This is a genomic window from Heyndrickxia faecalis (assembly GCF_040267745.1).
Classification (GTDB): domain Bacteria; phylum Bacillota; class Bacilli; order Bacillales; family Bacillaceae_C; genus Weizmannia; species Weizmannia faecalis.
In genome coordinates, this window is record NZ_CP158453.1 from 2,628,372 (window position 1) to 2,654,322 (window position 25,951).

General features: G+C 48.2%; 23 protein-coding genes. 8 read left to right on the forward strand and 15 right to left on the reverse strand.

What is annotated here, in order from left to right; translation table 11 throughout:
- Positions 1 to 24: 24 nt before the first annotated feature.
- The 6 genes from ABR335_RS12845 to hemE form a co-directional block, all read right to left on the reverse strand.
- Positions 25 to 984, reverse strand: coding sequence for a glucose PTS transporter subunit IIA (locus tag ABR335_RS12845; protein ID WP_350346214.1), 960 nt, complete (start codon positions 982 to 984; stop codon positions 25 to 27).
- A 309-nt stretch (positions 985 to 1,293) separates the two neighbouring features.
- Entirely contained in the window at positions 1,294 to 3,972 is a 2,679-nt protein-coding gene (locus ABR335_RS12850; RefSeq protein WP_350346215.1) for a YhgE/Pip domain-containing protein, read from the reverse strand.
- 29 nt (positions 3,973 to 4,001) lie between these two features.
- A complete protein-coding gene (locus ABR335_RS12855; protein ID WP_350346216.1) occupies positions 4,002 to 4,574 on the reverse strand; it encodes a TetR/AcrR family transcriptional regulator in 573 nt (190 codons plus the stop codon).
- A gap of 319 nt (positions 4,575 to 4,893) precedes the next feature.
- Complete coding sequence (gene hemY, locus ABR335_RS12860; protein WP_350346217.1) at positions 4,894 to 6,324, reverse strand: protoporphyrinogen oxidase; 1,431 nt, start codon at positions 6,322 to 6,324, stop codon at positions 4,894 to 4,896.
- Between the two features lie 67 nt (positions 6,325 to 6,391).
- The gene (gene hemH, locus ABR335_RS12865; protein ID WP_350346218.1) at positions 6,392 to 7,342 is read right to left on the reverse strand and encodes a ferrochelatase; all 951 of its coding nucleotides are present in this window, start codon (positions 7,340 to 7,342) and stop codon (positions 6,392 to 6,394) included.
- On the reverse strand, positions 7,342 to 8,397 hold the full coding sequence (gene hemE / locus ABR335_RS12870) for a uroporphyrinogen decarboxylase (RefSeq protein ID WP_350346219.1): 1,056 nt from the start codon (positions 8,395 to 8,397) through the stop codon (positions 7,342 to 7,344). The genes hemH and hemE overlap by 1 nt, the downstream gene beginning before the upstream one ends.
- Positions 8,398 to 8,805: 408 nt before the next feature.
- Here hemE and ABR335_RS12875 point away from each other — a divergent pair, with 408 nt between their 5' ends.
- The 3 genes from ABR335_RS12875 to ABR335_RS12885 all read left to right on the forward strand — a co-directional run bounded on the left by ABR335_RS12875 (position 8,806) and on the right by ABR335_RS12885 (position 12,280).
- Positions 8,806 to 9,318: an antibiotic biosynthesis monooxygenase family protein gene (locus ABR335_RS12875; RefSeq protein WP_350346220.1), complete on the forward strand. Its 513-nt coding sequence runs from the start codon at positions 8,806 to 8,808 to the stop codon at positions 9,316 to 9,318.
- A gap of 149 nt (positions 9,319 to 9,467) precedes the next feature.
- Complete coding sequence (locus ABR335_RS12880; RefSeq protein ID WP_350346221.1) at positions 9,468 to 10,862, forward strand: hypothetical protein; 1,395 nt, start codon at positions 9,468 to 9,470, stop codon at positions 10,860 to 10,862.
- Positions 10,863 to 11,098: 236 nt separating this feature from the next.
- A complete protein-coding gene (locus ABR335_RS12885) occupies positions 11,099 to 12,280 on the forward strand; it encodes a M20 metallopeptidase family protein (protein ID WP_350346222.1) in 1,182 nt (393 codons plus the stop codon).
- A gap of 299 nt (positions 12,281 to 12,579) precedes the next feature.
- Here the strand turns inward: ABR335_RS12885 and ABR335_RS12890 are convergent, their stop codons facing one another.
- Both ABR335_RS12890 and ABR335_RS12895 read right to left on the reverse strand, forming a co-directional pair.
- Complete coding sequence (locus ABR335_RS12890) at positions 12,580 to 13,794, reverse strand: ABC transporter permease (protein ID WP_350346223.1); 1,215 nt, start codon at positions 13,792 to 13,794, stop codon at positions 12,580 to 12,582.
- A complete protein-coding gene (locus ABR335_RS12895) occupies positions 13,781 to 14,527 on the reverse strand; it encodes an ABC transporter ATP-binding protein (protein ID WP_350346224.1) in 747 nt (248 codons plus the stop codon). The genes ABR335_RS12890 and ABR335_RS12895 overlap by 14 nt, the downstream gene beginning before the upstream one ends.
- A gap of 492 nt (positions 14,528 to 15,019) precedes the next feature.
- Between ABR335_RS12895 and ABR335_RS12900 the strand changes: the two genes are divergently transcribed.
- Together ABR335_RS12900 and ABR335_RS12905 are read left to right on the forward strand one after the other, a co-directional pair.
- Positions 15,020 to 15,433, forward strand: coding sequence for an HIT family protein (locus tag ABR335_RS12900; RefSeq protein ID WP_061577717.1), 414 nt, complete (start codon positions 15,020 to 15,022; stop codon positions 15,431 to 15,433).
- Positions 15,434 to 15,665: 232 nt separating this feature from the next.
- Positions 15,666 to 16,190, forward strand: coding sequence for a tryptophan transporter (locus ABR335_RS12905; RefSeq protein WP_014095792.1), 525 nt, complete (start codon positions 15,666 to 15,668; stop codon positions 16,188 to 16,190).
- A gap of 44 nt (positions 16,191 to 16,234) precedes the next feature.
- Here ABR335_RS12905 and ABR335_RS12910 read toward each other — a convergent pair whose 3' ends face one another.
- A complete protein-coding gene (locus ABR335_RS12910) occupies positions 16,235 to 16,423 on the reverse strand; it encodes a hypothetical protein (protein WP_026683724.1) in 189 nt (62 codons plus the stop codon).
- A gap of 470 nt (positions 16,424 to 16,893) precedes the next feature.
- Between ABR335_RS12910 and ABR335_RS12915 the strand changes: the two genes are divergently transcribed.
- Together ABR335_RS12915 and ABR335_RS12920 are read left to right on the forward strand one after the other, a co-directional pair.
- Entirely contained in the window at positions 16,894 to 17,256 is a 363-nt protein-coding gene (locus tag ABR335_RS12915) for a YtxH domain-containing protein (RefSeq protein WP_026683723.1), read from the forward strand.
- 144 nt (positions 17,257 to 17,400) lie between these two features.
- Positions 17,401 to 17,967 carry an HTH-type transcriptional regulator Hpr gene (locus tag ABR335_RS12920; RefSeq protein ID WP_014095794.1) on the forward strand — a complete coding sequence of 189 codons (567 nt, stop codon included), beginning with the start codon at positions 17,401 to 17,403 and terminating at the stop codon, positions 17,965 to 17,967.
- Positions 17,968 to 17,981: 14 nt separating this feature from the next.
- Here ABR335_RS12920 and ABR335_RS12925 read toward each other — a convergent pair whose 3' ends face one another.
- Together ABR335_RS12925 and ABR335_RS12930 are read right to left on the reverse strand one after the other, a co-directional pair.
- A complete protein-coding gene (locus ABR335_RS12925) occupies positions 17,982 to 18,311 on the reverse strand; it encodes a YhaI family protein (RefSeq protein WP_071451788.1) in 330 nt (109 codons plus the stop codon).
- A gap of 549 nt (positions 18,312 to 18,860) precedes the next feature.
- On the reverse strand, positions 18,861 to 18,953 hold the full coding sequence (locus ABR335_RS12930; RefSeq protein ID WP_017550228.1) for a YjcZ family sporulation protein: 93 nt from the start codon (positions 18,951 to 18,953) through the stop codon (positions 18,861 to 18,863).
- Between the two features lie 299 nt (positions 18,954 to 19,252).
- Here ABR335_RS12930 and ABR335_RS12935 point away from each other — a divergent pair, with 299 nt between their 5' ends.
- Positions 19,253 to 20,125 (forward strand): peptidylprolyl isomerase, encoded by an 873-nt coding sequence (locus ABR335_RS12935; protein ID WP_350346225.1) that lies wholly within the window; start codon positions 19,253 to 19,255, stop codon positions 20,123 to 20,125.
- Positions 20,126 to 20,173: 48 nt separating this feature from the next.
- Here ABR335_RS12935 and ABR335_RS12940 read toward each other — a convergent pair whose 3' ends face one another.
- The 4 genes from ABR335_RS12940 to ABR335_RS12955 all read right to left on the reverse strand — a co-directional run bounded on the left by ABR335_RS12940 (position 20,174) and on the right by ABR335_RS12955 (position 25,812).
- On the reverse strand, positions 20,174 to 20,368 hold the full coding sequence (locus tag ABR335_RS12940; RefSeq protein ID WP_013858718.1) for a sporulation YhaL family protein: 195 nt from the start codon (positions 20,366 to 20,368) through the stop codon (positions 20,174 to 20,176).
- Between the two features lie 136 nt (positions 20,369 to 20,504).
- A complete protein-coding gene (gene yhaM / locus ABR335_RS12945; protein WP_014095797.1) occupies positions 20,505 to 21,449 on the reverse strand; it encodes a 3'-5' exoribonuclease YhaM in 945 nt (314 codons plus the stop codon).
- Positions 21,450 to 21,592: 143 nt separating this feature from the next.
- Positions 21,593 to 24,580 carry an ATP-binding protein gene (locus ABR335_RS12950; RefSeq protein ID WP_350346226.1) on the reverse strand — a complete coding sequence of 996 codons (2,988 nt, stop codon included), beginning with the start codon at positions 24,578 to 24,580 and terminating at the stop codon, positions 21,593 to 21,595.
- On the reverse strand, positions 24,577 to 25,812 hold the full coding sequence (locus ABR335_RS12955; protein WP_350346227.1) for a metallophosphoesterase family protein: 1,236 nt from the start codon (positions 25,810 to 25,812) through the stop codon (positions 24,577 to 24,579). Before ABR335_RS12955 ends, ABR335_RS12950 begins: the two co-directional genes overlap by 4 nt.
- Positions 25,813 to 25,951 lie beyond the last annotated feature (139 nt).

Sequence of the window (25,951 nt, forward strand, 5' to 3'; positions counted from 1 at the left end):
CGCATGCGGCGCCCTGTTTGTGTTTTAACCGACAATTGTCATCAGCTGGTCACTGGCATCGACTTTTTTCCGGTCGGTTTCCAGCACCTCAAAATAATTATCCGAGTTCGTGATCACAACCGGAGAAGTTAAATCATATCCGGCTGCTTCAATTTCAGGGATATCAAATTCGATTAACACTTCGCCTTTTTCAACCGGCTGGCCTTTTTTCACATGGACATGATAATATTTTCCTTCGAGCCGGACCGTATCAATGCCGATATGAATCAAAATTTGAATGCCGGTTGTGGACGTGATGCCAATCGCATGCCCGCTTGGGAACACCGCCGTTACCGTCCCGCTGACCGGCGCAAAAAGCTTGCCGACAGAAGGCTTAATGCCGACCCCTTTGCCGAGCATGCCGGAAGAAAATGCAGGATCATTGACTTGTTCAAGCGGGATCGTTTCTCCTGTAAACGGGCTGGCGATCATTTCCTTTTTCTGATACCGCACCGGTTCTTCCGTTTTCTTATGCGGGATACCTCCGGCAACGGCCGGTTCTTTGTTTTTGTACCCGAATAAAACAACCATAACCGGCTCGCCGCCGCCCCGGGCATTAAAAATGGATGCCGCCGTGTCCATCATCTGATGAAACAATTGATCCTCAAGGCCGGATGTTTCGGCCGCATCCGGGCGTCCGGTTGATCTGCCCGGCTGCATGGCCGGGTTTTCAAAGCCGGATGTTTCTTCCCGATCCCCGCTTTCCATCCGGCCAATACGCATATATTTTAACATGTCATTGTGCACTTCCCCGGCATTTATCCCTGTCACAATATGAAAATACCCGCCGGAAACAGCGGCTGAGACCACCCCGTCAAGCTCCTCTGCCGCCGCTTTTTTTACCTGCCCGGGGTCTTTTAATTTAAAGTGAAGCCTTGTTGAACAGTGGAAAACCGCTTGAATATTTTCCTCGCCTCCCGAAAGCTGCACCAGTTTCCTGGCCAATCGTTCGTAGCCCACCTCTCTCACCCTTTCCTTTACACCATCCTTAATCTTATTATAAGCCCCTGAAGAAAGCGCTTTTATACCCGTTCATGACAAGTTTGTGAAAGTTTTATCATTGTTTCCGAAAAAGGGGCTGCTTTTGTGATCACTTCACATGGAAAACGGCGGAAACCTGTCTTTTATAGCAATGTCCGACAACCCCTTGAAATATAAAATACCGGCATGCAGCTCTGTTTACAAATACAGCCATAAAAAAAACAGCAGGACCGGCCAAAATGGCTTCGTCCTGCCGCTTTCACAGCAAATCTCTTATGCTTCCACCGGAGAGGCTGCCCCCTCCTTTTCTACCATCTTATGAAGGCGTCTAAATTTCACAACAAAGTAGAGAAGGGAAAGAAAGATAAACGCCGCAAAAAAGGCCGAAAGCTTATCGGCATTTTGCCACATGAAACTGAAATCGCCGCTTGAAATCACCGCTTTAAACATTTGCAGCGAATATGTCATCGGCATCAGGTCATGGACAGCCTGAAGCGGCTTTGGAATCAATTCAAGCGGGAAGGTGCCTGCGCTTGTCGTCAGTTGCAAAATCAAAATGATGACCGCAATGTACCTGCCCGGGTTCGCGAATGCCGCAACCAAAAATTGGATGATCGCCATATAAGTCAGGCTCGTCACAATGGTTGCAATGATAAACAGCGGCACACTTTGCACATGCAATTTCAGCAGATCAAGCAGAATGAAATCTGCCAAAAGCGATTGTAAGATGCCGATCAGTGCCATGACGCCGAATTTTCCAAGAAACCAGGTTACCCCGTTTTTCGGCATGATTGCCGGGGTTTTTACATTGTAGATAATTGTCAGCAATAATCCGCCGACAAAAAGCCCGAGCGATAAGAAATACGGAGCAAGGCCGGTACCATAGTTCGGCACTTTTGTCACAGCATCATGGTTCAGCCGGACCGGGCTGCTCATCATATTATAAGTGGCGCCGGTCGGATTGATGGCCCCGGCCTGGTCAGCCGCTTTGCCAAGTTTATTGCTCAGTTTATCTGCGCCGGCATTTAATTGGCCCGTGCCGGAAACAAGGCTGCCCGCACCGTTGTTCAACTGCTTGCTTCCGCTTTGCAACTGGCCTGCGCCGTTTAACAATTGGGACGTGCCTTTTACGAGCACGCTTGAGCCGTTCGCAAGTGATTGTGTACCGTTCGTCAATTCATTTGAACCTTCTGCCAGTTTTCCGGTCCCTTCTGCAAGCGCGCTTGAACCGTTTGCCAGTTGTTTCGTTCCGTTTACGAGCTGGCCTGAACCGCCGGAAAGCTGCCCGAGCCCGGATGCAACCGCCGTTGCCCCGGATTCGAGGCTGTTTGCGCCGGATGCAGCTTGTTGCAGTTTTTCATTAAAAATGGTTGCATTTTTGACGAATGCATTTTGGCCGCTTGCAAGTTGCTGTGCGCCGTCATTCAAACTATTGGCGCCTTTGGCGAGTTCGCCAATAACGGTTTGCACTTGTTGCTGCCCGCTGCCTACTTTTCCAAGCCCTTCGTTCAGATCAGAAAAGTATGGAGCAATCGCCTGTTGAATCTGGCTTTGCAAAGCGGCTTGCGAAGATGCAGACCCGCTGGTTAACGAGGCCGAAAGCTGCTTTTTGACCTGCTCTCGGAATGCTTGCTGGAATGTTTGTTTCTTTTCATCTGTATAATTACTCAAGACTTGGTTGGAAACCGTCTGATATGTTTCGGCCGGCAGCACTTGTTTTAACTGGCTGAGCAGGTTTTCCGCCTGTTTTTTTTGCTGGTCAAACATACTGCTGCTCATCGCATCGATTTGCGGCTGAAGGCCGGTAAGCCTGGTCTCCATGTTTTTCTCCATCTGGGTTGCAATGCCCGCTGCAAGCTTTTCAGGCAGCTGTTGTTGCAGCTCTTTCACGCCGTTTTGCACTTGGGCGGTGCCGCTCGTTAACGCCGGAAGCTGGCTGTTTACCCCATTTAAGCCGTTACTTACTTTGGCGCTCCCGTCTGCCACCTTGCCGGCTCCTGTTTGAAGCTGTTTCGACGCATCAAGCAACTGGCCGCTTGCTGTCTGCAGCTGGTTCATGCCTGCGGCCAACGATTTTGATCCGTTTGCTACCTTGTCAGCACCCGATTTTGCCTCCGACAGCCCGTTTGAAAAAGTAACCGAGCTTGCCGCCAATTGGGCCAAATGGTTTTTCAAGGAAACGGCGCCGCTGTCAGCCTGGGCGATCCCTTCGCCGAGCGTGCGTGAACCGTTATACAGTTTCAAAGCGCCCTTGTTTAAATCAGCCGCCCCGTTATGGACCCGGCCGATGCCGTCGTTCAGGGCGGTGGAGCCGGTCAACAAATTTTCCGTTCCTTTTCTTAAGACAACAGCGCCGTCTTTTAGTTTGCCGCTTCCTTTGGCAAGGCTTTTTGCCCCGTTTCCGGCAGACCGGTAGCCGTTTGCCATTTCTTTCACTTTCCCGAATACTTCTTCTGTATACGTTTTTGTCACCTGTTCCGCAACGCTCGATTTTATTTTTGTCATTGCAGATTCTTCAATTTTGGAAGAAGTATAGTTCATTGCCTGGTTTTGAATATAGTTCAGCTGCAATTTTTGTGGGTTTTTATCCAGTAAAGTGGTTGCGTTTTTAGAGAAATCTTCAGGGATCTCTATAATCATATAATATTGGTTATCTTTCAGTTTTTTCTCCGCCGTTTGCTGATCGACAAAGTGAAAATCAAAGCTGTCCTTTTCTTTTAAATTTTTGACGAGCTTATCCCCGAGGGCGAGATGTTCCCCCTCCATTTGTGCCCCTTTGTCTTCATTTACAACGGCAACCGGCAATTTTTCGAGATGCCCGTACGGATCCCAAAAAGACCAGATAAACATGCCGGCATATAAAATTGGCACAAGAATAATGGCTGCCGTTTCAATCAGCTTTTTCGGCGAACGTAAAATACTCCGTATTTCCGCGAACCATAAATTGTCCATCTAAAATACCTCCTTTTCCAGCCGAAAAATCAGTTCTGCAACCCTTTTAGCAAATACAGTTCAAACGCCTCCGCAATTTCTTCCTTCGACAGGGAATCATGGTGTTTTTCCCAGTCAAAAATAATGGCGACGTACAGTTTAAACATGATAAAAGCGGTCAACTCCGGATTGCACGGTTTGATTTTCCCCGCCTGTATCGCCCGTTCCAGCATTCCTTTCAGGTAGTCAATGATCTTCTCTTCAATTTTCTCGACCATGTCATTGACGGCCGGCGTTCCCATTTCTTTCTGCTCTTCGAATAATTTAAGCGTCAGCTGATGGGTTTTGCGGAATTCAAGAATGCTGAACAGGGCGGAATGCAGATTGGCATAAAAAGAAGCTTCCGGATCCATTGACGCTTCCGCCACCTGTTCCATTTCATCAATCAGGCGGGCAATGATTTCACGGAATAATTCTTCTTTATTGCGGAAAAAGTTATAAATGGTCCCCTTTCCGACATTGGCCATTTTGGCTATCAAATCCATTGTTGTCGCTTTATAACCATACTGGGCAAAAGATTTTGTAGCAGCGTTTAATATTTGCAGCCTGCGGTCCGTTTCCAAGCTTTCCACCTCCCGTTAGAACGAGTGACTGATTTGGTTTTTTGGTCATTTTCGCACAAAAAGTAATATACCACGTTTCCCCCTGAACATCAAGTATTTGTATCCGGGAACCATGATGCTTCCGGCCAAGTCTCTGCAGTGCTTTTCATTGGCGCATTTTTCATGCCTGCTTCTTCAAGTAAAGGGGAATGTGCCCCGAAGCGCCATACTTGCATGGCAACGCGACGAAAAAATTTTACACATCCCTCATTCCCGTTTCCGTGACAATAAAAACGGCAGGTGCCAGCCGAATGCACCATGCCGCTTTCTTCATCACCTATTAAAATTCAGCCCGAAGCCGGAAGTACCGGAGCATCTCGCCAACCGCCGCCCTTCCCTGGGAGATGCAGTCCGGCACGCCGACCCCGTTAAACGAGCTTCCGGCAAAAGAAATGCCCGGCAATTCGTTTTTGGCTGCCGCTAAAATTTTCCCGATTCTTGCTTTATGGCCCACCGTATATTGCGGCATCGCATATTTCCAGCGGGAAACAACAGTAAACTCCGGTTCTGCTGTTATTTCCATGATTTTATTTAAATCTTCCAGCACGATTTTCTGAATCCTGTCATCCGCGAGATCGACGACCGCGGATTCCGCTGACCGGCCGATATAGCAGCGGAGCAACGCCTTTCCTTCCGGTGCTGTATGCGGCCATTTTTTATGCGTCCAGGTGCAGGCGGTAATTGTATAATCACTGTTTCTCGTCACCACAAAGCCTGTCCCGTCAATGTCTTTTTTCACCGCGCTCTCCGGAAACGCCATCGAGACTGTTGCAACAGATGTGGATGGCACCTTTTCAAGCGGCGCAAAAAAAGCATACTTTGAAAAAATATGGGGGAGCGAAAAATGAGGAAGGGCCGAGATAATATAATCCGCTGTGATGCGGGTTCCATTTGTCAGTGTGATCCTGTAATCCCCGCCGCCCGTACTCATTTCAACCGTATCCACTGTCACGCCCTTCATGACCGCCTCAGCGCCGATTTTTTCCTCAAGTGCTTCAACGAGCGTTTCGAGGCCGTTTTGAAAGGTTAAAAAAGCCCCCTTATTCCGGGTTGGCCTGGAGTCTTGCGCAAATTCCGCCGCTACTTTTTTCATGCCGAGGATCAGGCTTCGGTGTTTTTGGACAGCCTCGAAAAATTGAGGCTGCGTTGCCAGCACGCTCAGCTCGTCGACATCTCCGGCATACACCCCGAACAATAATGGTTCGACAAGGTTTTCCAGCACTTCTTCACCGAGCCGGTAGCGGACAAAATCCCCGACTGACCGGTCTTCGCCGGTATTTTTCCGGGGCAGGATCAAATCGCAGAGCGCCCGGATTTTGCCGGTAACAGAAAACAAAGGGGAAGCAAAAAAAGGCGCCAATCTTGTCGGAATGCCCATCACAGAACCTCTTGGCACCGGATAGAGCTGTTGGTTTAATAAAATATAAGATTTGCCTGTCGCATTGGATACGAGGGAAGGCGACAGCCCGAGATCTTCTGCCAGATGCAAAGCGCTTTGCTTTCTTGCCAGAAAAGAATCCGGCCCGCGTTCAATGACAAATCCGGCACGCCTGACCGTCTGGATTTTTCCGCCAAGCCGGCGCCCTTTTTCCAACAATATCACATCAAACGGCAGCTGTTGGTCCTCAACAAGGCGCCGCAAATAATAAGCAGCTGTCAAGCCGGTGATTCCGCCGCCAAGCACAGCTACTTTTTTTCTGTTTCCGGCCATGGTCAGCACCTTCTTTGGCAATAATGTCATGTTTTATGGAAATCCGTTAAAAATCTCAGGCGGCTGCCTATTCTTGCGGCAGCAACCCTGATTTTGTTTTTTTCAAAACAGCCTCAGCCAGCGAATCAATAAAAGCCGGGTTGTCATTCGGCATTTCCGGGCGGTAATACGATGCGCCAACTGAATCGCAAACTGCCTTGCACTCATAATCATTATCATATAAAACTTCCAGATGTTCCGCAACGAACCCGACCGGCGCATAAATGAAGGCTTTATAATGATGTTTTTCATACAGCGTTCTTGTAAGGTCTTGCACATCGGGGCCGAGCCACGGATCCGGCGTATTGCCTGCACTTTGCCAGCCGACTGCATACGTCTGCACGCCCGCTGCCTCCGCAATCAGATCAGCTGTTTCCCGGATTTGTTCCGGATACGGATCGCCGTACTGCAGAATTTTTTCCGGAAGGCTGTGGGCGGATACAATCAAGCAGGAAGACGTGCGTTCTTCTTCACTCATTGTAGCATACGTTTTCTGAAGTTGCTGTGCCCAAAAATCGACAAATTTCGGTTCATCATACCAGCTTTCGACCGATTGGATGGCGGGCCCGCCCAGTTTTGCCGCTGCTTCTTTCGCCCTTTCGTTGTATGATTTCACGCTAAAAGCCGAGTAATGTGGCGCAAGCACGATCGATACCGCTTCTTCAATGCCGTCATCATGCATTTGTTTGACGGCATCTTCAATAAAAGGTTCAATATGTTTTAAGCCAATATAAGCTTTAAATTCCGCTCCGTCCGTCCGTTCATTCAGCCTCGCTTCAAGCGCATATGCCTGGTTTTCTGTTATTTTGGCGAGCGGGGACAGACCTCCGATTGCTTTATACCGGCGCTTCAAATCTTCCAGCATCTCATCCTGGGGCCTTCTCCCGTGCCGAATATGGGTATAGTAACGCTCAATATCTTCTTCTTTATACGGCGTGCCGTACGCCATCACGAGCAGTCCGATTTTTTTCTTTTCCATTATGCTTCCTCCTGTTGTTTTCTTTCGCTGTATTCATGAATAAACGTTGTCAGCCTTTTTAATGTTTCCGGACGGACATCAGGGGTGACACCATGCCCGAGGTTAAAGATGTAACCCGGCTGTGCCATGCCTTCGTCCAGTATGGCGGCCGCCTTTTCTTGAATAACTTCCCACGGGGCCAAGAGCACGGCGGGGTCAAGATTCCCCTGGATTGCTTTTGTCACGCCGAGCGCGCGTGCTTTTTGGATTGGCAGCCGCCAGTCGAGGCCAACCACATCAATTGGCAGGCTGTTCCATTCTAGCGCCAGATGCCCGGCCCCGACACCGAACAGGATGAACGGGGCATTTTCTGTTCGCAGCGCGGTAAATATCCGTTCCATCACAGGTTTCATATAATAGCGGTAATCCGCTGCATTTAAAGCACCCACCCATGAGTCGAATATTTGAATGGCGCTGGCTCCGGCTTTGATTTGCGCTTTTACATACACGATGATCATATCCGCCAGTTTTTCCATCAGCGCAAACCACGCTTTTGGTTCTGTATACATAAACGCTTTTGTTTTTCTATAATCTTTTGAAGGCCCGCCTTCAATCATATAACTGGCCAGAGTAAAAGGCGCGCCGGAAAATCCGATCAACGGAACCGCCAACTGTTCCTCCGTCAACAGCCGGATCGTCTCCAGAACATAGGGAACATCTTCTTCCGGATGCAACTCCCCCAATTTTTCCACATCTTTTAACGAAGAAACCGGGTTATGTATGACAGGGCCTGCTCCTTTGAGGATTTCAACTTCCACACCGAGGGCGGGGAGCGGCGTCATGATATCTTTATAAAGAATGGCGGCATCCACATCGTAATGCTCTACCGGCAGCCTTGTCACATATGCGCACAGTTCCGGCTGATGGGTGATGTCGAACAGAGAATACTTTTCTTTCAGTTTTCGGTACTCCGGCTGGGATCTGCCGGCCTGCCGCATATACCAGACGGGGACGCGGCCTGTCTGTTCTCCCCTTGCCGCTTTTAAAAGGGAATCGTTTAGGATTTTTTTCTTCAAATGTTATCCTCCTCACGCCACACAGTCACCATTTATTTTATAATAATTCTTTTCAAATAAAAACTATTTTATCCTGAAAGGGTAATATCTTTTTTTACTATAATCGTTTTAAAAAGCATTGTGCAGCCAGCTCTTTCAACTGTCACAAATTTGCCGTATTTTGCTTTTCCTTATGGTTGTACGCGAAATACAGGCTATGTCCGATTTTTGCCCGGTTTTTTCATTATTATTCCATTTTGTGCCGCTTCCTTCCCCCATCGCCTCTCCGGCACAGACAGAAAAGATGAAAAGGCGTGAGCCGCTTCCTATTTCTATTCGCTTTCGGCCGCCGTCTTTATTTTGCAAAACTTTACAAATTGAACAGCGGAAAGATATAGGTTAAACTGGAAGTAGAGAGGGGTGATCAAAATGAATGTCTACGTCACAACGGGTACTTATGCTTTTCTCTTAAAAATAAAGGAAAAGTATCCCGATGAAAAGATGGTGCTGTTGCAAAACCCGGAACATGCGCTGTTGTTGCACGAAACGGAGGGGAAAACCGTTTTTGCCTCGCCACGCCGTTATCAGCTGGCTGCCTCCAGCGGAAATTTGGAAGACGGCATATTCTTCATTTTTACCCATCTTCCGATTCCGGATGAAGGAAAACCGGTTTACGAATTCCACTTCAAAAAAAACACCCCGGCCATAGAAAGCAAGCCCGGCTTTGCAGCATACCGGCTCCTCCGCCCGGTAAAAGGGGATACGTATATCGCCATTACCGGCTGGAAAGACGAAGAAAGTTTCGAAAAGTGGAAGCGTTCCATTGACTATTTGCTTATCCATAGCCTGGATCTGGATGAAATCGGCACAAACAAAAGCACATACGATGCCCCTGCTTTTACAAAAGAATATGTCATCCCGCAAGATGAAGAGGAAGGATAAACAGATCCCGGCCGCCTGCTCAGGCAGCCGGGATCTGTTGTTGTTACCATTCGGATTTACGCAGATAATATTGCCATAAGCACTCTGATCGTGACAGTCACCCATTTCTTACCCCCGCCATATGCTGCATCAAGAAGGGGGCAATGGAAATGGGCATTGATCTGACTGCCATTCACTTTGTATATTTGATGTTTATTTTTTTCATTATCCTGATGATGGTACTGAAAAAGGATACGTCCCTTGTATGTATTGCCGGCATTTTCATCATTGCATGGATTGCAACGGGATCGTTCACTGCGTCTGTCAGCGGTATTTTTACAAGCTTTGTATTTGCGATCAAAGAATTGCTGCCCATCATTCTTGTTATTTCCATTATCGTCTCAATGAGCAGGAGCATGCTTGATACCGGGATCAATGATGTGATGGTGGCCCCGTTCGCAAAGCTGATAAAAGGGCCGAATCTCGCTTTTTGGGTCATCGGCTTTTTAATGCTGTTTATCTCCACTTTCTTTTGGCCTTCCCCTGCTGTCGCACTGATGGGGGCTGTGCTTTTGCCGGTTGCACTCCGGGTCGGGCTGCCGGCGATCGGTGTAGCTGTCGCAATGAACTTGTTCGGGCACGGGATCGCCCTCTCCGGCGACTATGTCATCCAGGGGGCGCCGAAACTGACAGCTGACGGTGCCGGCATTCCTGTATCGTCCGTAATAGAAGCAAGCGTGCCACTCGTCATCGTGATGGGCGTGGTGACAACCGTTACCGCTTTTCTGCTGCTTAAACGCGATATGAAAAAAGGCTTGCTTGCTACCGGGGAGAAACCGGCCGGCCGCACCGCACCGCCTGATGCAAAAGTCCCCAGGCTTAAGCCGGTATACAAAAAACTTTTTGCTCTTTTCATTCCTGTTTTTTTCATCCTTGACATCGTTGCCATGGTTCTTTTTCATTTGCAGGGGGATGCGGCAACCGCACTCGTTGGCGGCACCTCAATCATGATCCTGCTTCTCATTACAATGGTCGGTTCCCATAAAAACGGCCTTGAAAAAGTAACAAAATATTTGATAGACGGTCTGCAGTTCGGTTTCCAGGTGTTCGGCCCCGTCATTCCGATTGCCGCGTTTTTCTATCTTGGCGGCGACGGTTTCCATACGATGATCCATGCCGATCTGCCGGACGCTTCCCAAGGAATTGTGAATGATCTTGGCAGCGCCCTGGCATCGGTTATGCCGGTCTCAAAAGAAATCGGCGCACTGACAACAGCCGGAGTTGGCGTCATTACCGGGCTTGACGGATCGGGGTTTTCCGGCATTTCACTCGCCGGGTCAATTGCAGCGCTGTTTGCCCATGCGATTGGTTCGGGAGCCGCCACCCTGACCGCACTCGGGCAAATTGCCGCAATTTTCGTTGGCGGAGGAACAATCATTCCGTGGGCGTTAATTCCGGCGGCTGCCATTTGCAATGTCGATCCGTTTGAACTGGCAAGACGCAATTTAATCCCTGTCATCACCGGTCTCATTGTGACAACCATTGTCGCGATGTTTCTAATCTGAGCCATGTCCATGTCCAGACAGACCGCAAACGAGGCAGCTGAAGCTGCGATCTCCCCATGCTTACAGGCCAACAGCGGCCCGTTTTGACACGGTGCGGTAAATGATGTAGTAAGGCGTCAACAGCGGCAGCCAGCATCTGCAGGTGCCGCTTTCTTTTTGCTGTTACCGCGATAAAGCAGCAGATTTTTTCACAATTATGGTATAATAGTAAAAATAACTGGTTGGGGGAATCGCAGATGACAGTGTTGGAAAAAATACATAAAAAACTGGACGGTTTGTACCCGGAAATGGTGGAGACAAGAAGATATCTCCATATGCACCCGGAATTGTCCTTTAAAGAAGTGGAAACAGCCCGCTATATCGCTGATTTTTACAAAAACCTCGGCATCCGGCCGCGCGAACATGTCGGCGGAAACGGTGTCGTCGCCCGTGTAAAAGGCGCAAAGCCAGGGAAAACCATCGCGCTCCGAGCCGATTTTGATGCGCTGCCGATCCAGGAGGAAAATGATGTGCCCTATCAATCACAGGTGCCGGGTGTGATGCACGCATGCGGACACGACGGGCATACGGCGACACTGCTGATGCTCGCCAAAGCGATACATGAATTGAAAGATGAATTGGAAGGCGAGTATGTTTTCATCCATCAACATGCCGAAGAATACGCGCCAGGCGGGGCAAAAGCCATGATCGAAGATGGCTGCCTCGAAGGCGTGGATGCCATTTTCGGCACGCATTTATGGGCAACGGTCCCGGTTGGCCATATCCAGTACCGGAGAGGGCCGTTTATGGCGGCTGCCGACCGGTTTGAAGTGACGATCCAAGGCCATGGCGGGCACGGCGCCCAGCCCCATCTTTCGAAAGACGCGGTTGTCATCGGGGCGCAACTTGTCACAAATCTTCAGCAAGTCATCAGCCGCCGAATTAATCCTATCCGGTCCGCGGTTTTAACGGTCGGGTCCTTTTCATCCGGCGATGCTTTCAATATCATTGCCGATACGGCGAAAATCACGGGCACGGTCCGGACATTTGACGAAGATGTGCGGGACAGGGTGGAAAAAGAAATCGAAAGGATCATCCAAGGCACATGCCTGGCGGCGGACTGCACATATGATTACCACTATTTCCGCGGATATCCGCCGGTTGTGAACCATGAGGCTGAAACAGCATTTTTGGCGGACTGCGCAAAAGAAATCGAAGGTGTCACCAATGTGGAAGAAGTCGACCCGTCAATGATCGGGGAAGATTTTGCCTATTATTTACAGCATGTAAAAGGTGTCTTTTTCTTTACAGGGGCGGACCCGGAAAAAGCCGACCCGGCCTATCCGCATCACCATCCGCGCTTTGACATCCATGAAAAAGCGATGCTCATTGCCGCCAAAACTTTGGGTGCAGCAGCCATCCGGTACCAAAACGTCTGAAAATGCTCAAACATCCGCGTTGCCGGCCTGGTTTTCTTTCCCCAGCAATCCGGACGTTTTGAAAAATCGCTGCAGGCGTGGAGTTTCGTTTTTAAAAAAGCCTGCAATCTCTAAAGACAAGGGGCGGCTTTTTGGCCAGTGGCTGAAAACGCCATAGACGGGCCGCATTCAAATGGGACGGTTGGACATGAAAAAACGGCACAGGCTCTCAAGCTTGTGCCGTTTTTTCATGTTTACGGAAGGCTCCACCTGCGCCGCTTACATGGAGAGCCTGCGCCATTTTTAAATTTACGCCGGCGTTACTGGCGCCGAATTTTTCCGGGGACATACCAGGCGACAAGCAGCCAGGAAAATACAGCGCCTGCTACAAGGACGAGAAGACCGTTCATCCACAAGCCGTTCAATGCGGCCGCCGCTGCAAAAATGACCGTCTGCACATACAGACAGACTGCAAGCAGCCGGATAAAAGACGTTTCTTTCAACTTGCGGGGCACCGGATAGAGGCGTAGCCAGATTTTTAAATCGTGGGAGCCGATCATCGGAATCATTTGGAAAGCTGTCAAATAAATAAACACGACGGCAAGAACGAGCACAAGCACCCGTTCATGGCTGAAAAACAACAGCACGGCCCCGATCGCGGTCAGCCGGACAAAAAGCCCGAAATACTGGCTTGTCCTGAGGAACGTGCGGGCAAATAAGTATTGATACGTATGTTCCTGGCCGTACCGGATGCCGGCGAGGAGCGGATCGAGCCATTTGCGCCGTTTGACCTGCCCTTTTAGTTCCGGCACATCGGCAAACAGATTTGCAAACCGGTAAAAGCCCATCAGCCGCCTTTCTTCGCGTTCAATGAGCACATCCCATCTGATTGTCCGTTTTTGAGCGAGCCGGTAAAAATACAGAAACAAACCGAGCATAACAGCAGCCAGAATGACCACAAGAATGAGATTTGCTTCATTGACAACGAGAAACACAAACGCGGCGCTTAATGCAAACCGGATGAGCCAGTCGAAAACAGGGGCATACGGCTCCGGCAGTTTATACACGTTCCAGCTTAAAAGCAGGTTCCACATTTTTAACGCGAGCAGCAGGATCAGCAGGCCAAAAAAATGGCCGAATCCGTGCCCCGTAACAGCCGCATACATCGGCATCAAAGCGGCAAGCACAAACAGAAGCAGATAAGCCTGAATGCTGAAGGAAAACAGGATCGCTTTTTTAAAAAACGGGCGCATTCGCATTTCCATCGGGATAAGAAACACCCGGTCCGCTTCTTTTAACAGCGTGTACACCGGGCTCGCCGCCAGAAACAGCCCGAGCAAAAGGCCCATTACAAGAGCAACGGGAAAATCCGGACTGAGATGCTTCACCCAGCGGCTATAATAAAAAGCGGCGGCACCAAGACCGAAAATCAGTACAAACAGCAAATGGTCATTAAAAATATACCGTGTATAGCGCCTTAAGTTTTGTAAGTAGGAAGCAAATCTTTCTTTCCATAGGCGGTCAATTTCGTTCATCGTCATCTTCCTTTGTCAATTGGATATACAAATCATCCAATGTTGCGCCGGGCATCGAAAATTGCTGCTGCAGCTCTTCCAATGTTCCTTTCGCGCGGATCCGCCCGTTATGCAAAATGATGAATCCGTCGCAATACCGTTCTGCCGTTGCAAGAATGTGGGTGGACATCAGGATTCCCGCCCCCTTTTTCTTCATCGTGCCCATCAAATCCAGCAGTGACTGGATGCCGAGCGGGTCGAGGCCGAGAAAAGGCTCATCAATAATGTACAGGCTCGGCTCGACTAAAAAGGCGCACATAATCATCACCTTTTGCTTCATGCCTTTTGAAAAATTGGCCGGAAACCAGCCGAGCTTTTTATGCAGGCGGAATTCCTTTAATAAAGGCGCGGTTCTGTCCGCATAGGTTTTTTCATCGATGCCGTATGCCATTGCCGCCAGTTTCAAATGTTCTTCCAGCGTCAGTTCCTCATATAAAATCGGGGTTTCCGGTATGTACGAAAACTGCTTTCGATAAGCGTCCGGATCCTCGTTTAAGTTTTTGCCGTTGATCGTGATCCGCCCTTTTTTCGGCTCCATTAACCCGATAATATGCCGGATGGTCGTACTTTTTCCGGCGCCGTTTAAGCCGATCAACCCGACCAGCTGCCCTGCTTCTACTGTAAATGAAACATCTTGAATCACAGGTTTTTTCGTATATCCACCTGTTAAGGACGCCACTTCCAATAATGTCATCTAAAGAACCCCTTTGTGTCAAAAGTTCTGATCTGTACCCGTTATTGTACCATGAAAGCGTTCGTGACTGAATGCCAACTGCGCGCCTGAAAAATTTTTGCGATGTGCATGTATAGATTCCAACCATTTGTCCATCCTATACTTGCAGGGGAAAAACAAGCAATCGGGGTGGTTGTCAAAGACCAGTAACGATGCTTTACATTAGCCATAACCGACTTCCAGGCACCCTTTACATGAGGTGCTGGCGGTGAATCTGTTTAAAGGCGATGCACTTTAAACGTTACCCAATAAGGGGATGATCGCGTTGGAAAAAGTTGAGGAAGCCCATTATCAACCATATCATTCGTAAATGAAGTGTTGATCAAAGGCGCTTTTCGGCTAGTTGAAAAACCCTGCAGAACGGGGCGGAAACGCAGGTTTCCGCCCCGTTTCCTTTTCTTTCGCCTTTTCATCCGTTATAATGAAATCAAAAAAATGGAAAGGTTGATCAAAATGTGTATTTTTTGCAAGATTATAAACGGTGAAATCCCGAGTGCAAAAGTGTACGAAAATGAGCATGTATACGCTTTTCTTGACATCAGCCAGGTGACAAAGGGCCATACCCTGATTGTCCCGAAAATACATAAAGAGAATGTCTACGAACTGACGCCGGAGATTGCCCGCAATTTCTTTGAATCCGTCCCTGTCGTAGCCAATGCATTGAAAGCGGCATTCCAGCCTGTGGGGCTCAATGTGTTGAACAATAATGGCGAGATTGCCGGCCAGTCTGTATTCCATTATCATATGCACCTGATCCCGCGATATGGAAAAGGAGACGGGTTCGGGGCAGTCTGGAAAACACATGAAAAAGATTACAGCCAGGAGGACCTCCGCCAAATCGCCGCGGAGATTTCCAAAAGTATATAAGCCGCACCAAGCAGCACCACTGAAAAAGCCCGTTTTTGCGTTTTTGCAGCCGGGTTCGCGCTTATTTTTTTTAGCGGCCATTTGGGCTGCTATTTTTCGTTGCGCCCAATTTGATCAAAACATGCGCCACTTTTTCCGTCTGCATGCTATAATGAGGTTAATCTTTCGCCGCCGGCCATGAGGGTATGGCGGGAAAGCACCAGATGAGATGAGAATAGGAGAGTGGAGACAGATGAAGACAAAATCACTTGTCAGCTTGGCGTTGCTCGTTGGGATCGGCACGGTATTACACACGGTGATTCCGGGCTTTGTGTTCGGGATGAAACCGGATATGATGCTTACCATGATGTTTATCGGCATTATTTTGTTCAGGGAGAAAAAATACGTACTGTTGCTTGGTGTGCTGACCGGCATCATTTCCGGCCTGACCACCAGTTTCCCGGGCGGTTTTTTCCCGAACATCATCGATAAATGCATCACTTCTTTTGCTTTTTACGGTTTGCTTCTCGCTTCCGGAAAACTGGCAAAAAAGCTGCCGGCACTGATTGTATTCACGGCCATCGGCACACTGATTTCAGGCATCATTTTCTTAGGATCCGCGTTCTTTATTGCCGGGTTGCCGGGGCCTTTTGCCATTTTGTTTGGCACCGTCGTTTTGCCGGCAACCGTGCTCAATGCAGTTGCGATGTTTATTCTTTTTCCGATCATCTCAACCGTTGCAAAGCGCACAAATGCCGCCCACAGCATGCAAGCGTGAAAATGGCCGCCGGGTTTCCGGCGGTTTTTTTTCGCTTGCACAGCCTAAAATAAATGAAACAGAGCGGCGAGAAGCAGGAAAACCATTCCGGCCGTTCCGAAAAATGCAATCCTTTTTCTTATGACTTTCCGCGGCGGATAAATTCTTCTTTTCTGGTACAGCAGCATGTGCCGGACCATCGCGGCAAACAGGACAACGCCGGCCATTAAAAAGCAGAAAGCAACACGCCCCAACGAACTCCCCCTCTTTTCTGCCTGGACTATTACATCATATGCCCTGATGCGGATTAACATGTACCAGATGCGGGTAAAGAACAAACAGAAGACACGCGCAGAACCCGCTCTTTTGTCCTTCATACCGCCTGTGAAGGACAATTCCACAGCGCGGGAGCCGGGTTTTGTCTTTCATCGGGCTGATGAAAGACAGTTGGATGTGTGGCGGCCGCTCTTTTGTCCTTCATACCGCCTGTGAAGGACCATCCCACGGTGCGGGAGCCGGGGTTTTGTCTTTCATCGAGTTTATGAAAGACAGTTGGATGTGTGGCGGCCGCTCTTTTGTCCTTCATACCGCCCGTGAAGGACCGCTCGCGGCCAGGCTTGGAATATCGCTTTGGACGAGCCCGGCAAAAAAGAAAGAGAACTTTGCAAAAGAATGGCAAATTCTATATCATGAGGATAAAAGACCATTCCAGGAGGTGCATTCCATGAACAAATCCAGTTTATTTTACGGATTACTGGTTGGAGCAACAGCAGGCGCTGTTTCCGTCCTTTTCACCACACCCGCTTCCGGAAAAAGAATACGGGAAGCCATCAAAAATAATTCCGGTGATTTCATTGAATCGGCCAAAAGGATCGCTGAAAATGTAAAAGACTTAAAAGCATCCGTCGAAGATTTTTCAACAGAAGGCAAAAAAGTCGCCACGAACGTAATGGAAGAAATCCAACACTGTATCGAAGAATGGCAAAAAAGCATTGAGCCAAACAAAGACGCCCTGCAAAATGAAATCAAAGAAATCCGGAAAACGATTGAAAACATGGAACAACAAATGGAGAAAAAATCTTCTTGACTTTTCGCTGCCCGGAAAGCAACAACCGCTTTCCGGGCTTTTTCTTTGCTATTCTTTTCAAAAAAATTTAGTAAATTGTTTTTTATTACTTTTTATTTTACTGGCATAATGATAATATATAGGGTAAGGGGTGATGGGAAAAATATGACGGAACAAATGTTGACGACCAATGAGTATCTTCTATTTTGCAAAAGGGTCACGCAATTGTCGAAAGCGCTCTGGAAAACGATTGAAAAAGACTGGCAGCAATGGATTAAGCCTTTCGATCTGAACATCAATGAACATCATATTTTATGGATTGCCTATCATTTAAAGGGCGCATCGATTTCGGACGTGGCAAAATTCGGGGTGATGCACGTATCAACAGCTTTTAATTTTTCGAAAAAGCTTGAGGAGCGTGGCTTGCTCGAATTCTCGAAAAAGGAAAACGATAAGCGGAACACGTATATTCAATTAACCAATAAAGGAAGAGAGATTTTTTTAAAGTCATTGGAAGCGTTTAACCCGAAAAAAAGCACCGTCGTACAAGGCACGATGCCGCTTTACGATCTCTACGGTAAATTTCCGGATATGATGGAACTGGCTGCGATCGTACGCCAGATTTATGGTCAGGATTTTATGGACATTGTAGAAAATTCCATTTTCAATGGGGAGCTGGATGATGTCATTGAAACGGAACTGTTGGGAAAACCTTCGCTGAACCGCTTCTGACCCGTTTCGGGCAGCTACAAATTCCGTTTCAATGCCTTCATTAATTCAGGATACAACCCCTGCTGCAAACAGGCGGCAATCACTTCCGCCGGCTGCAGTTTTTCATGCAGGGAATCCTTAAACTTTTGAAAAAGCGGATAAAAAAATACAAATTTGTCCGCCTTCTGTTCTTTCAGCTCATCGCTCAAACGATCGCACAACGCATAAAATTGTTCAATGTCCTGTTTTGAAAGCTGTTTTTCCATAATCAGCCTGAAAAACGGATATTGGCTGGTCCCGATCATTTTTAAAAGCAATGTTTGATAAAATTCCAGTCTTTCCAGCTTTTGTTCAATCGATTCCATTCAGTTCCCTCGTTTATATGTTTTTATGATTCTGCTGAGAACAGCGCGGCCCCGGTCATGGGATGCTTCAGCTTTAGACAGGGGCGTGTTTTCCGGCAAGACCCATTGTCCGGCCGGCCTTTAAAAACTCCCCCGTGGCATTCGCCACGAGCGGTGCAAGGCAGTGCCTGTTAAAAATGAATAATCGTTCATCCACCTTGCATGGAAAAGACCAGCGTGCATTACACATTTGCCATCCGAAAGACAGGCGGAACGTTACGAATCCAGATTCTAAACCGGCGCGCTCCGCCTTTATTTTACTGCAAATTTTCGGGAGGGGGGCCGGCCGGCATGTATGTGCTTGTTTTTTTTACAGTTACGCTTTCTTTATATTATACTTTATCAACGTATTGACAATCCATCTATGTACAAAAAAAGAAATACCGGAAGAACACCAGCCGGGAATTTTTCGGACGATCAACATCCTCATGACCATTTTACTGTTTTCCTCCTACCTTGGCACTCAATAACAACACAACAAGAAAGGCCGGCAGCTGCCGGCCCCTAATTTTACCAAGCCCAGGATGCACCAATAATGATCAATAAAATGAACAACACAACCAGCAAGGCAAAGCCGCCTCCGTAAGCTGCTCCTCCGCTCATTCCATCCACCTCCTCTTGTTTCATCAGTATATTATTCATCCGCCCCTGTATTGGTTAAGGCACCCGTCTATTTGCTGACCTAAATTTCACAAATTCACAATGGAACCCCATGCAATATCATATGTAGCAAACATCCATCCTGCCTTCTCCAAACGCCTGCCCCATATGAAAAGAAGATTGGCATGGTGTGAAAATTCCATAAGAAACCCGGCAATCCCTTTCTTTTCTCTTTCAATTTATGTTATAGTAGTGGTTGTAAATCTCTCTTGCACGACAAAATGAATAGGAGTTGTTTTTGAATGAAGAAATGGGTACTATCCCTTGTTTTGGCAGGCAGCATGTTCGGACTTGCAGCATGCGGCAACAGCGGCAACAGCGCCGTCGTGAAGACGAACGCCGGAAATGTTACCAAAGACGAGTTATATAATGCAATGAAGGATAAATATGGTTCAACTGTGCTCCAGCAGCTTACCATTGAAAAAGTCCTGTCCAAAAAATACACTGTCAAAAAGAGCGAAGTTGACAAACAAGTAAACGATACAAAAAAACAATTGGGCAGCTCATTTAATACAGCGCTGCAGCAATACGGTTATGCAAGTGAAAAAGATTTCCGCAACAGCGTGAAAGTCGGACTGCTTGAACAAAAAGCGGCAGAGGCGACCATCCATCCAACGGAAAAACAGTTAAAAAATTATTATAACAACGACATAAAACCGAAAATCAAAGCGCGCCATATTCTTGTTTCCAGCAAGTCGAAAGCGGAAGATATCAAGAAACAACTGGATAAAGGCGCCGACTTTGCAACGCTGGCCAAAAAGTATTCAACCGATACCGCAACTGCTTCTAAAGGCGGAGACCTCGGCTGGTTCGGTGCAGGCGAAATGGACAGCGATTTTGAAAATGCTGCTTATAAACTGAAAGTCAATGAAATCAGCGGCCCTGTTAAGACTTCTTACGGCTACCATATTATTCAGCTGACCGGCGAAAAACAGAAAAAACCGTACAGCGAAATGAAAAAAGACGTCGTCAAACAATATAAAGAATCAAAAGTGACAACGGAAAAAATCCAGTCTGTTTTGAAGAAAGAATTAAAAGCAGCTGACATAAAAGTAAAAGATGATGATTTGAAAACAACTTTTGATCCCCTGCTCGGGACTTCATCAAGCAAATAATGCCGCAAAAAACCGCCCTTCCGGTTAGGGGCGGTTTTTTTGCGGTCGTTATGCTTCATGGGCTTTTTCAGCTTCACCGCTGCGCAATTCTTTTTCTTTATGCATCCTTTCAATAAAAACTTCCCCTTCTTTTTCAATCCATTCCTGTTCCTGTTCGTGTTCTTCCCGGGCTGTTTTTACCGCCATAAACGCACATATGACAATGCCTGCCACAACAAAATAAATCCAGATTGGGAAATCCATGTTTTCCCCTCCTTTTCGGTTTGTCCCTGCTATAATGTATGGCAGAATCCATTAAAAAATGCCTTTCATTTTGAAAGGCATTTTAAAAGTTTTTCACCGGACGGGCGCTTTCCAAACGTTTGCGTTTCTATGAATCTCACTGATGAAACGTTGGTTTGTAAAAAGAACGGTTATCAAGCGCATAAATCCGGTCCGAGAACTCGCCCGGTTTGACATTGCGGAGCGCACGGTCAAGCATATTCATTTTCGCATCAATATTATCAATATAGTGAAGAATTTCCGCCTCTTTAATCATCGGGGGCTTGGCGCTCCCCCATTCCGCTTTCCCGTGGTGGGAGATCACCATATGTTCCAGCACCATGACTTCTTCTCCGTGAATGCCAAGTTCCTCCGCTGCTTTTGCAATTTCTGTGACCATAATCGAGATATGGCCGAGCAAATTCCCTTCAGCCGTATAAGTTGTTGAGATCGGGCCGGACAGTTCTTGCACCTTTCCCAAATCATGCAAAATGACACCGGCATACAACAAATCCCGGTCGAGTGAAGGATAAAGGCCCGCGATTGCCTTGGCAAGGTCGAGCATGGAGACAACATGGTACGCCAGCCCCGATACGAATTCGTGGTGGTTTTTCGTTGCAGCAGGATAGACGAGAAACCGCTTCTGGTATTTTTTCAGCAGATGCCGGGTGAGCCTTTGGATATTTGGATTTTTCATATCAAAAATGTACTGGGTGATTTTCCCCATCATTTCTTCCTGCGATAACGGGGCCGTTTCGATAAAATCGGAAATCCGGACACCGTCCCCCGGTTGTGCCGGATGGATCTGGCGGATTTTCAGCTGCAGCCGCCCGCGGTAATTTAAAATGTCCCCGGTTACTTTTACAATCGTCTCCGGTTTATATGTTTGTTCGTCCTGTTCGGTCGCATCCCAGAGTTTTGCTTCGATATCCCCGGTCCGGTCCTGCAAAATCAATGTTAAAAAAGGTTTGCCGTTGCTCGCAATTCCTTTTGTTGCGTGTTTGATGAGCAAAAACGCGTCAAACTGTTCGCCCACCTCATAGTAGAGTAGCCCTTTTGCCATAATAATCCTCCGATCTAACCCCTGATTGATTTGTCTTAAAGTATACCATAATCCGGCCGGAATCCGCTTTTGATCTAAACTGGCTTTACCTGTGCGTTTCACCGCCGTGCTGAAATACAGGCAGTCAGTCCCACCCCTCTTTTTTACGGCTGAATGCGGCTGATATTTCCGGATCCTGTCAGCCCTTGACCATGTATAGCCCCCAAGGTTTTCACCTCATGGCCTTTAAAAAACCGGAGCATCGGCTGCTGGCATGTAAAAAGCAGCACCTGCCTCGATTCGCTCACCTGGTCGAGCAAGCGGGCCATTTTCTCTGTCCGGTAAATATCAAAATTAACAAAACCGTCATCAATGACAACCGGGGACGGGAATTCCCCGCCGAGCGCCTCCGCAAGAGAAAAACGCAAAGCAATATACAGCTGTTCCGCCGTTGCCTGGCTCAGCTCATTTGCGGCAAACAGCACATCATCACGCCGTTTAACGTAAAAACGGCCATCCTCCCCGCCCATATGGAGGGAGACATACGATCCGTTTGTTAAAGATTGCAAATACGCTTCGGCTTTATTCAGGACTTGCGGAAAACGGGTTTCCCGGAGCCGCTTCATCATGCCGGAAAGCAAACGTTTCGCCGTGGCAAACCGTGCCCATTCGAAAGCTTCTTCCCGGAAATCTGAAAGCGCGCTGTAATATTCATGCAGTTTTTCGGTAAACGTCCCGCCTTTTTCCAGCCTGTCCAGTTCAAACCGGATTTCCGCCGCTTCTTTTCTCATGCTGCGAAGCGCGTTCGCCTTTTCCGCAATTTTCTCTTCCAGCTTTTGCTTTTCCTGCTCCAATATGGATACATCTTCTACCCTTTCGAGCCGTTCCAGGTCTTCCCGGCTGATCCGTAAATCTATGATTTCGAGCTGGCCGGTCAACTTTTCGTATTGCTGAAAAAGGCTGCCGGCTTTCCGGAAATCTTCCTCATTCGCGGCACCGGCAAGGGCAAAAAGTTTTTTGATCTCCTTATCTGTTGCTTCCGCTTCCGATTCAAGCAGCTGCACTTGTTCTTCCAACTCGGCACATTTCTTTTCCCATTCCTGCAGGCGGATTTTTCTTTCCTGTTGTTCCGCACACGCCTGCTGCAACAGCAAGATACCTTCCTGGCGCAATGGCCAGTTGACGTGGAGCCGGGACCACAGGTTTTCCATCCTTTCTTCAAATGCCGACTGAGAGGCGGAAAGCTGCGCCAGTTTCTTTTCGATACGCGACCGCTCGCGCAACTTCCCGCTTAAGTCCGTCAAAAGTTGGAACGCATCGGGCAGCTGTCCGGGCCGGAAGCCGTCACCCAATTGCAAAGTTTGCCTGAAATGGCTGATTTCTGCCAGCAGCTGTCTTTCTTCCGCTTCCAGACGCTGCTTCCGGTTTTGCATTTGCCGGCCGTTCTGTTCGCCTTCCTCAAGTTTCAGAATGAGCTGTTTCCAGTTTTCGCGCAGCTGTTTCTGCCGTTCATATTCATGCCAATCCGTGTCCCCGTCTTTCCAATTCCGCAGCTCTTTTTCCTCTTCCTCCAGTTCCTGTTCGAGCGCTCGGATTTCTTGTTCCAACGGGTTCCGCTTTCCCTTCAAAGCATGGTAGCCTGACACGATTGCACCAAGCACAAAAACGCCCAGAAACAGGTATTGCCCTGTGAGCAAACTCCACACGCCGGCCATCAGAAACAATAATGCAAGGCCAAAAAACAGGACCGGGGGCTTCCGGGCCTCATCCGCCATTTTTTTCAGGCGGGAAAGCTGCTGTTTCCCGCGCCTGATATCGGCTTCAAGCAATGATTTTTTTTCCTTTTCCTGCCGCTTTGCCGATAAATCGCGAAAAGCCTCTTCGGATACGAGCTCTTTTTCCAAAAGTGCGCATTGCTGCTCAACAGCATTCATCCGAGCCCGCAAGTCCTCAAGCTGTGCCTGTAAAGCATCGTTGCGGGAACGGTGATGGTCATACGCCTTGATGAGGGTGCTGAGCCTTTCTTTTGCCGCAATGCTTAAGTCAAGCTGCGGTACTTTTTCAACTTGCGATGTCGTAAGATGCAGCATTCCCGATAATTCGGCGATTTGGCTGTTCAGGATTTCGCGTTCAGACTGGAGGCGCTCTGCTTCCGCCTGCCACCCGCGGTATTGCGGCCAGTCATCGAGCAGCTTTTTAATCTCCCCTTCATGCCGGACGAAAAGCGGATCCGGCTGCTCTCCTTCCATTTTTTCAACCAGTACCTGTTTTTGTTTTTTAACGGCTGACAGGCGCCCGGTAGAAGCGCGCCATTCCGACATCAGCGCGTCGAGGCGCCGGATTCCGTCAGCGGGAAAGCGGACGGGACCGATTTCCGCCAGCTGCAGTTTGATATGCTTTCTTTCTGCATAAAGCGGCCAAAGGCTTGTGAGATGTTCATACTGCTGAACCGTTCCCCTTAAGGCTTCCAGCTCCGCCTCCGCTTCTTCCTGTGCTGCTTCAATCGTTGCCAGCCGTGCTTTCCATTCGCCATAACGGCCGTTTTCCGCTTTCAGGTGATTCAGTTCTTTTTCCATGGCCTGAAGTTTCCGGAGTTGCACGTTCAAGACCGGTTTCCGCCCGTTCGGTTTAAAACGCGCCTCCATTTCCTTTTCGAGTTCCCGTTCCGCCGAAAGCAGCGCATCCGTCCCGATTGTCCCTGCAGCAAATAAATAGCGGCTGATATCATCGCCTGTTAATTTGCGGATTTCCTGGAGGCTTTGCAGATTAAAAGAATAAATGGACTGGAACATTTGCCGGTTCAGCCCGTTTAAAACTTGTGCAAGTACCTCTTCGCCGCCTGTTCTGCCATCTGCAAAGGTGACGGACACTTCTCCGGCTGCTCTTCCTTTTATCCGTTCCACCGTTATTTTTCCGTCTTTTTCTGTTTCGAGGACAAGCCTCCCGCCGTACACCGGTGAAAATTTCGGCTCATAGTGCTGCCCGTTTTGCTGTCTTGAAGGAAACCCGAATAAAACGGCTTCGATAAAAGCCATGAAGGTTGATTTGCCGGCTTCGTTTTCCCCGTAAATGACCTGCAGATCCGAAAGATTTTTCATATGAAAATCAACAAGCCGGCCAAAACCGTAAATATGGACCTCCCGTATTTTCATCGTTTCCCCCTGCCTTTCAACTTCTCAAAAACAGCCGCTTCCGCTTCCAACAGAAGCCTCTGCTTTTCATCTCCGTCCAAGTCCAGGTAGCGGCCCGCAACCATATGGCTGTACAACGGGGAGACCGCTTCATCTACGGCGGTTTCTTCCAATTGTGCCAGCGTTTTCTTCATTTCCTGCAAAATAAAGCCGTCATCCCGTGCGGATATGAGGACATTTTCAGGCAGTGTGATACGGTGTACCCAGACAAAATTGCGGTCTGCTTCTTCGCCTTCCTGCAACACTTCCATCAGTTCGCCGTTTTTCACTTTTCCAAGTGCTTCATCATCGAGCAGATCCGGATCTTTTATATCCAATTGCAAAAATACACCCTGCGCCTCTTTTCTTTCTTCTTCAAGGGCATTGCGGCAAACTGTGTACAGACGATTAAAATCATTTGCTCCTTTTACGGAAACGGTACGTTTTTCCCATAAAATGTCCGCCGTCTCATAGAATGCGGTATGCGTGCCAAGCGGATCCATTTCGGTAACCATACAGCCTTTCGGACCCGTTTCTTTCCGGTTTCTCCCCTGGATATTCCCGGGATAAATGATATAGGGATGCGTATGTAAAATCTGCTGCTTGTGGATATGGCCAAGCGCCCAGTAATCCATCCCCTTTTCCAGCAAATCCTGCAAGGCAAAAGGCGCATAAGGCTGGTGCATTTTCGTCCCGCCTTCAAGATAACCGTGCAGCATACCGATGTGGAAATCGGCATCTCCCGTTTTCCTGTATTCATCCGTTTTGTTCTCCAGCACGTGCCGCTTTGGGTAGCTGAACCCGTACACCTGAACTTTGGACCCGTTTTTAGCTGTAAAAGATTTGGCTTCAACACGCTCGGAAAATATCCGGACATTTGCGGGCATGTCCAATTTTGTCCATGACCCGCTTAGATGGTCGTGATTGCCGTGCAGCACAAATACGGCAACGCCAGCCTCTTGTAGCCGCTCAAACTGCTTCTTCAGCCTCACCTGGGCTTTCAGGCTGCGGTCTTCCCCGTCGTATAAATCCCCGCATATCAGCAGGAAATCCGCTTCTTTTTCAATTGTAAGGTCACATAGATTTTTAAATGCCCGGAAAGTGCTCTCCTTTACCCGTTCAAACAGCGCCGGCGGAAGCTTGCGGAGCCCCGCAAACGGACTGTCAAGGTGCAGGTCGGCCGCATGGACAAAGCGAATCCTTTTCAACGCCATCACTCTTTCGTAAAAAAATAACCGGCATTTTTCCATTTTTTGTGAAATCCAGCCTGTTCGTAATCAAACGCATTTAATAGAATATATGTTCTATCTTCATTATAAAAGGTTTGGCACGTTCAGGCAACAAAAAAATGGC

Bases quoted from the DNA above. Each gene is read 5' to 3' on its own strand.
- ABR335_RS12850 (WP_350346215.1), bottom strand. From the start codon at position 3,972: ATGGACAATTTATGGTTCGCGGAAATACGGAGTATTTTACGTTCGCCG.
- hemY (WP_350346217.1), bottom strand. From the start codon at position 6,324: ATGGCCGGAAACAGAAAAAAAGTAGCTGTGCTTGGCGGCGGAATCACC.
- hemH (WP_350346218.1), bottom strand. From the start codon at position 7,342: ATGGAAAAGAAAAAAATCGGACTGCTCGTGATGGCGTACGGCACGCCG.
- ABR335_RS12875 (WP_350346220.1), top strand. From the start codon at position 8,806: ATGAATGTCTACGTCACAACGGGTACTTATGCTTTTCTCTTAAAAATA.
- ABR335_RS12880 (WP_350346221.1), top strand. From the start codon at position 9,468: ATGGGCATTGATCTGACTGCCATTCACTTTGTATATTTGATGTTTATT.
- ABR335_RS12885 (WP_350346222.1), top strand. From the start codon at position 11,099: ATGACAGTGTTGGAAAAAATACATAAAAAACTGGACGGTTTGTACCCG.
- ABR335_RS12890 (WP_350346223.1), bottom strand. From the start codon at position 13,794: ATGAACGAAATTGACCGCCTATGGAAAGAAAGATTTGCTTCCTACTTA.
- ABR335_RS12895 (WP_350346224.1), bottom strand. From the start codon at position 14,527: ATGACATTATTGGAAGTGGCGTCCTTAACAGGTGGATATACGAAAAAA.
- ABR335_RS12900 (WP_061577717.1), top strand. From the start codon at position 15,020: ATGTGTATTTTTTGCAAGATTATAAACGGTGAAATCCCGAGTGCAAAA.
- ABR335_RS12905 (WP_014095792.1), top strand. From the start codon at position 15,666: ATGAAGACAAAATCACTTGTCAGCTTGGCGTTGCTCGTTGGGATCGGC.
- ABR335_RS12915 (WP_026683723.1), top strand. From the start codon at position 16,894: ATGAACAAATCCAGTTTATTTTACGGATTACTGGTTGGAGCAACAGCA.
- ABR335_RS12920 (WP_014095794.1), top strand. From the start codon at position 17,401: ATGACGGAACAAATGTTGACGACCAATGAGTATCTTCTATTTTGCAAA.
- ABR335_RS12925 (WP_071451788.1), bottom strand. From the start codon at position 18,311: ATGGAATCGATTGAACAAAAGCTGGAAAGACTGGAATTTTATCAAACA.
- ABR335_RS12930 (WP_017550228.1), bottom strand. From the start codon at position 18,953: ATGAGCGGAGGAGCAGCTTACGGAGGCGGCTTTGCCTTGCTGGTTGTG.
- ABR335_RS12935 (WP_350346225.1), top strand. From the start codon at position 19,253: ATGAAGAAATGGGTACTATCCCTTGTTTTGGCAGGCAGCATGTTCGGA.
- ABR335_RS12940 (WP_013858718.1), bottom strand. From the start codon at position 20,368: ATGGATTTCCCAATCTGGATTTATTTTGTTGTGGCAGGCATTGTCATA.
- yhaM (WP_014095797.1), bottom strand. From the start codon at position 21,449: ATGGCAAAAGGGCTACTCTACTATGAGGTGGGCGAACAGTTTGACGCG.
- ABR335_RS12950 (WP_350346226.1), bottom strand. From the start codon at position 24,580: ATGAAAATACGGGAGGTCCATATTTACGGTTTTGGCCGGCTTGTTGAT.
- ABR335_RS12955 (WP_350346227.1), bottom strand. From the start codon at position 25,812: ATGGCGTTGAAAAGGATTCGCTTTGTCCATGCGGCCGACCTGCACCTT.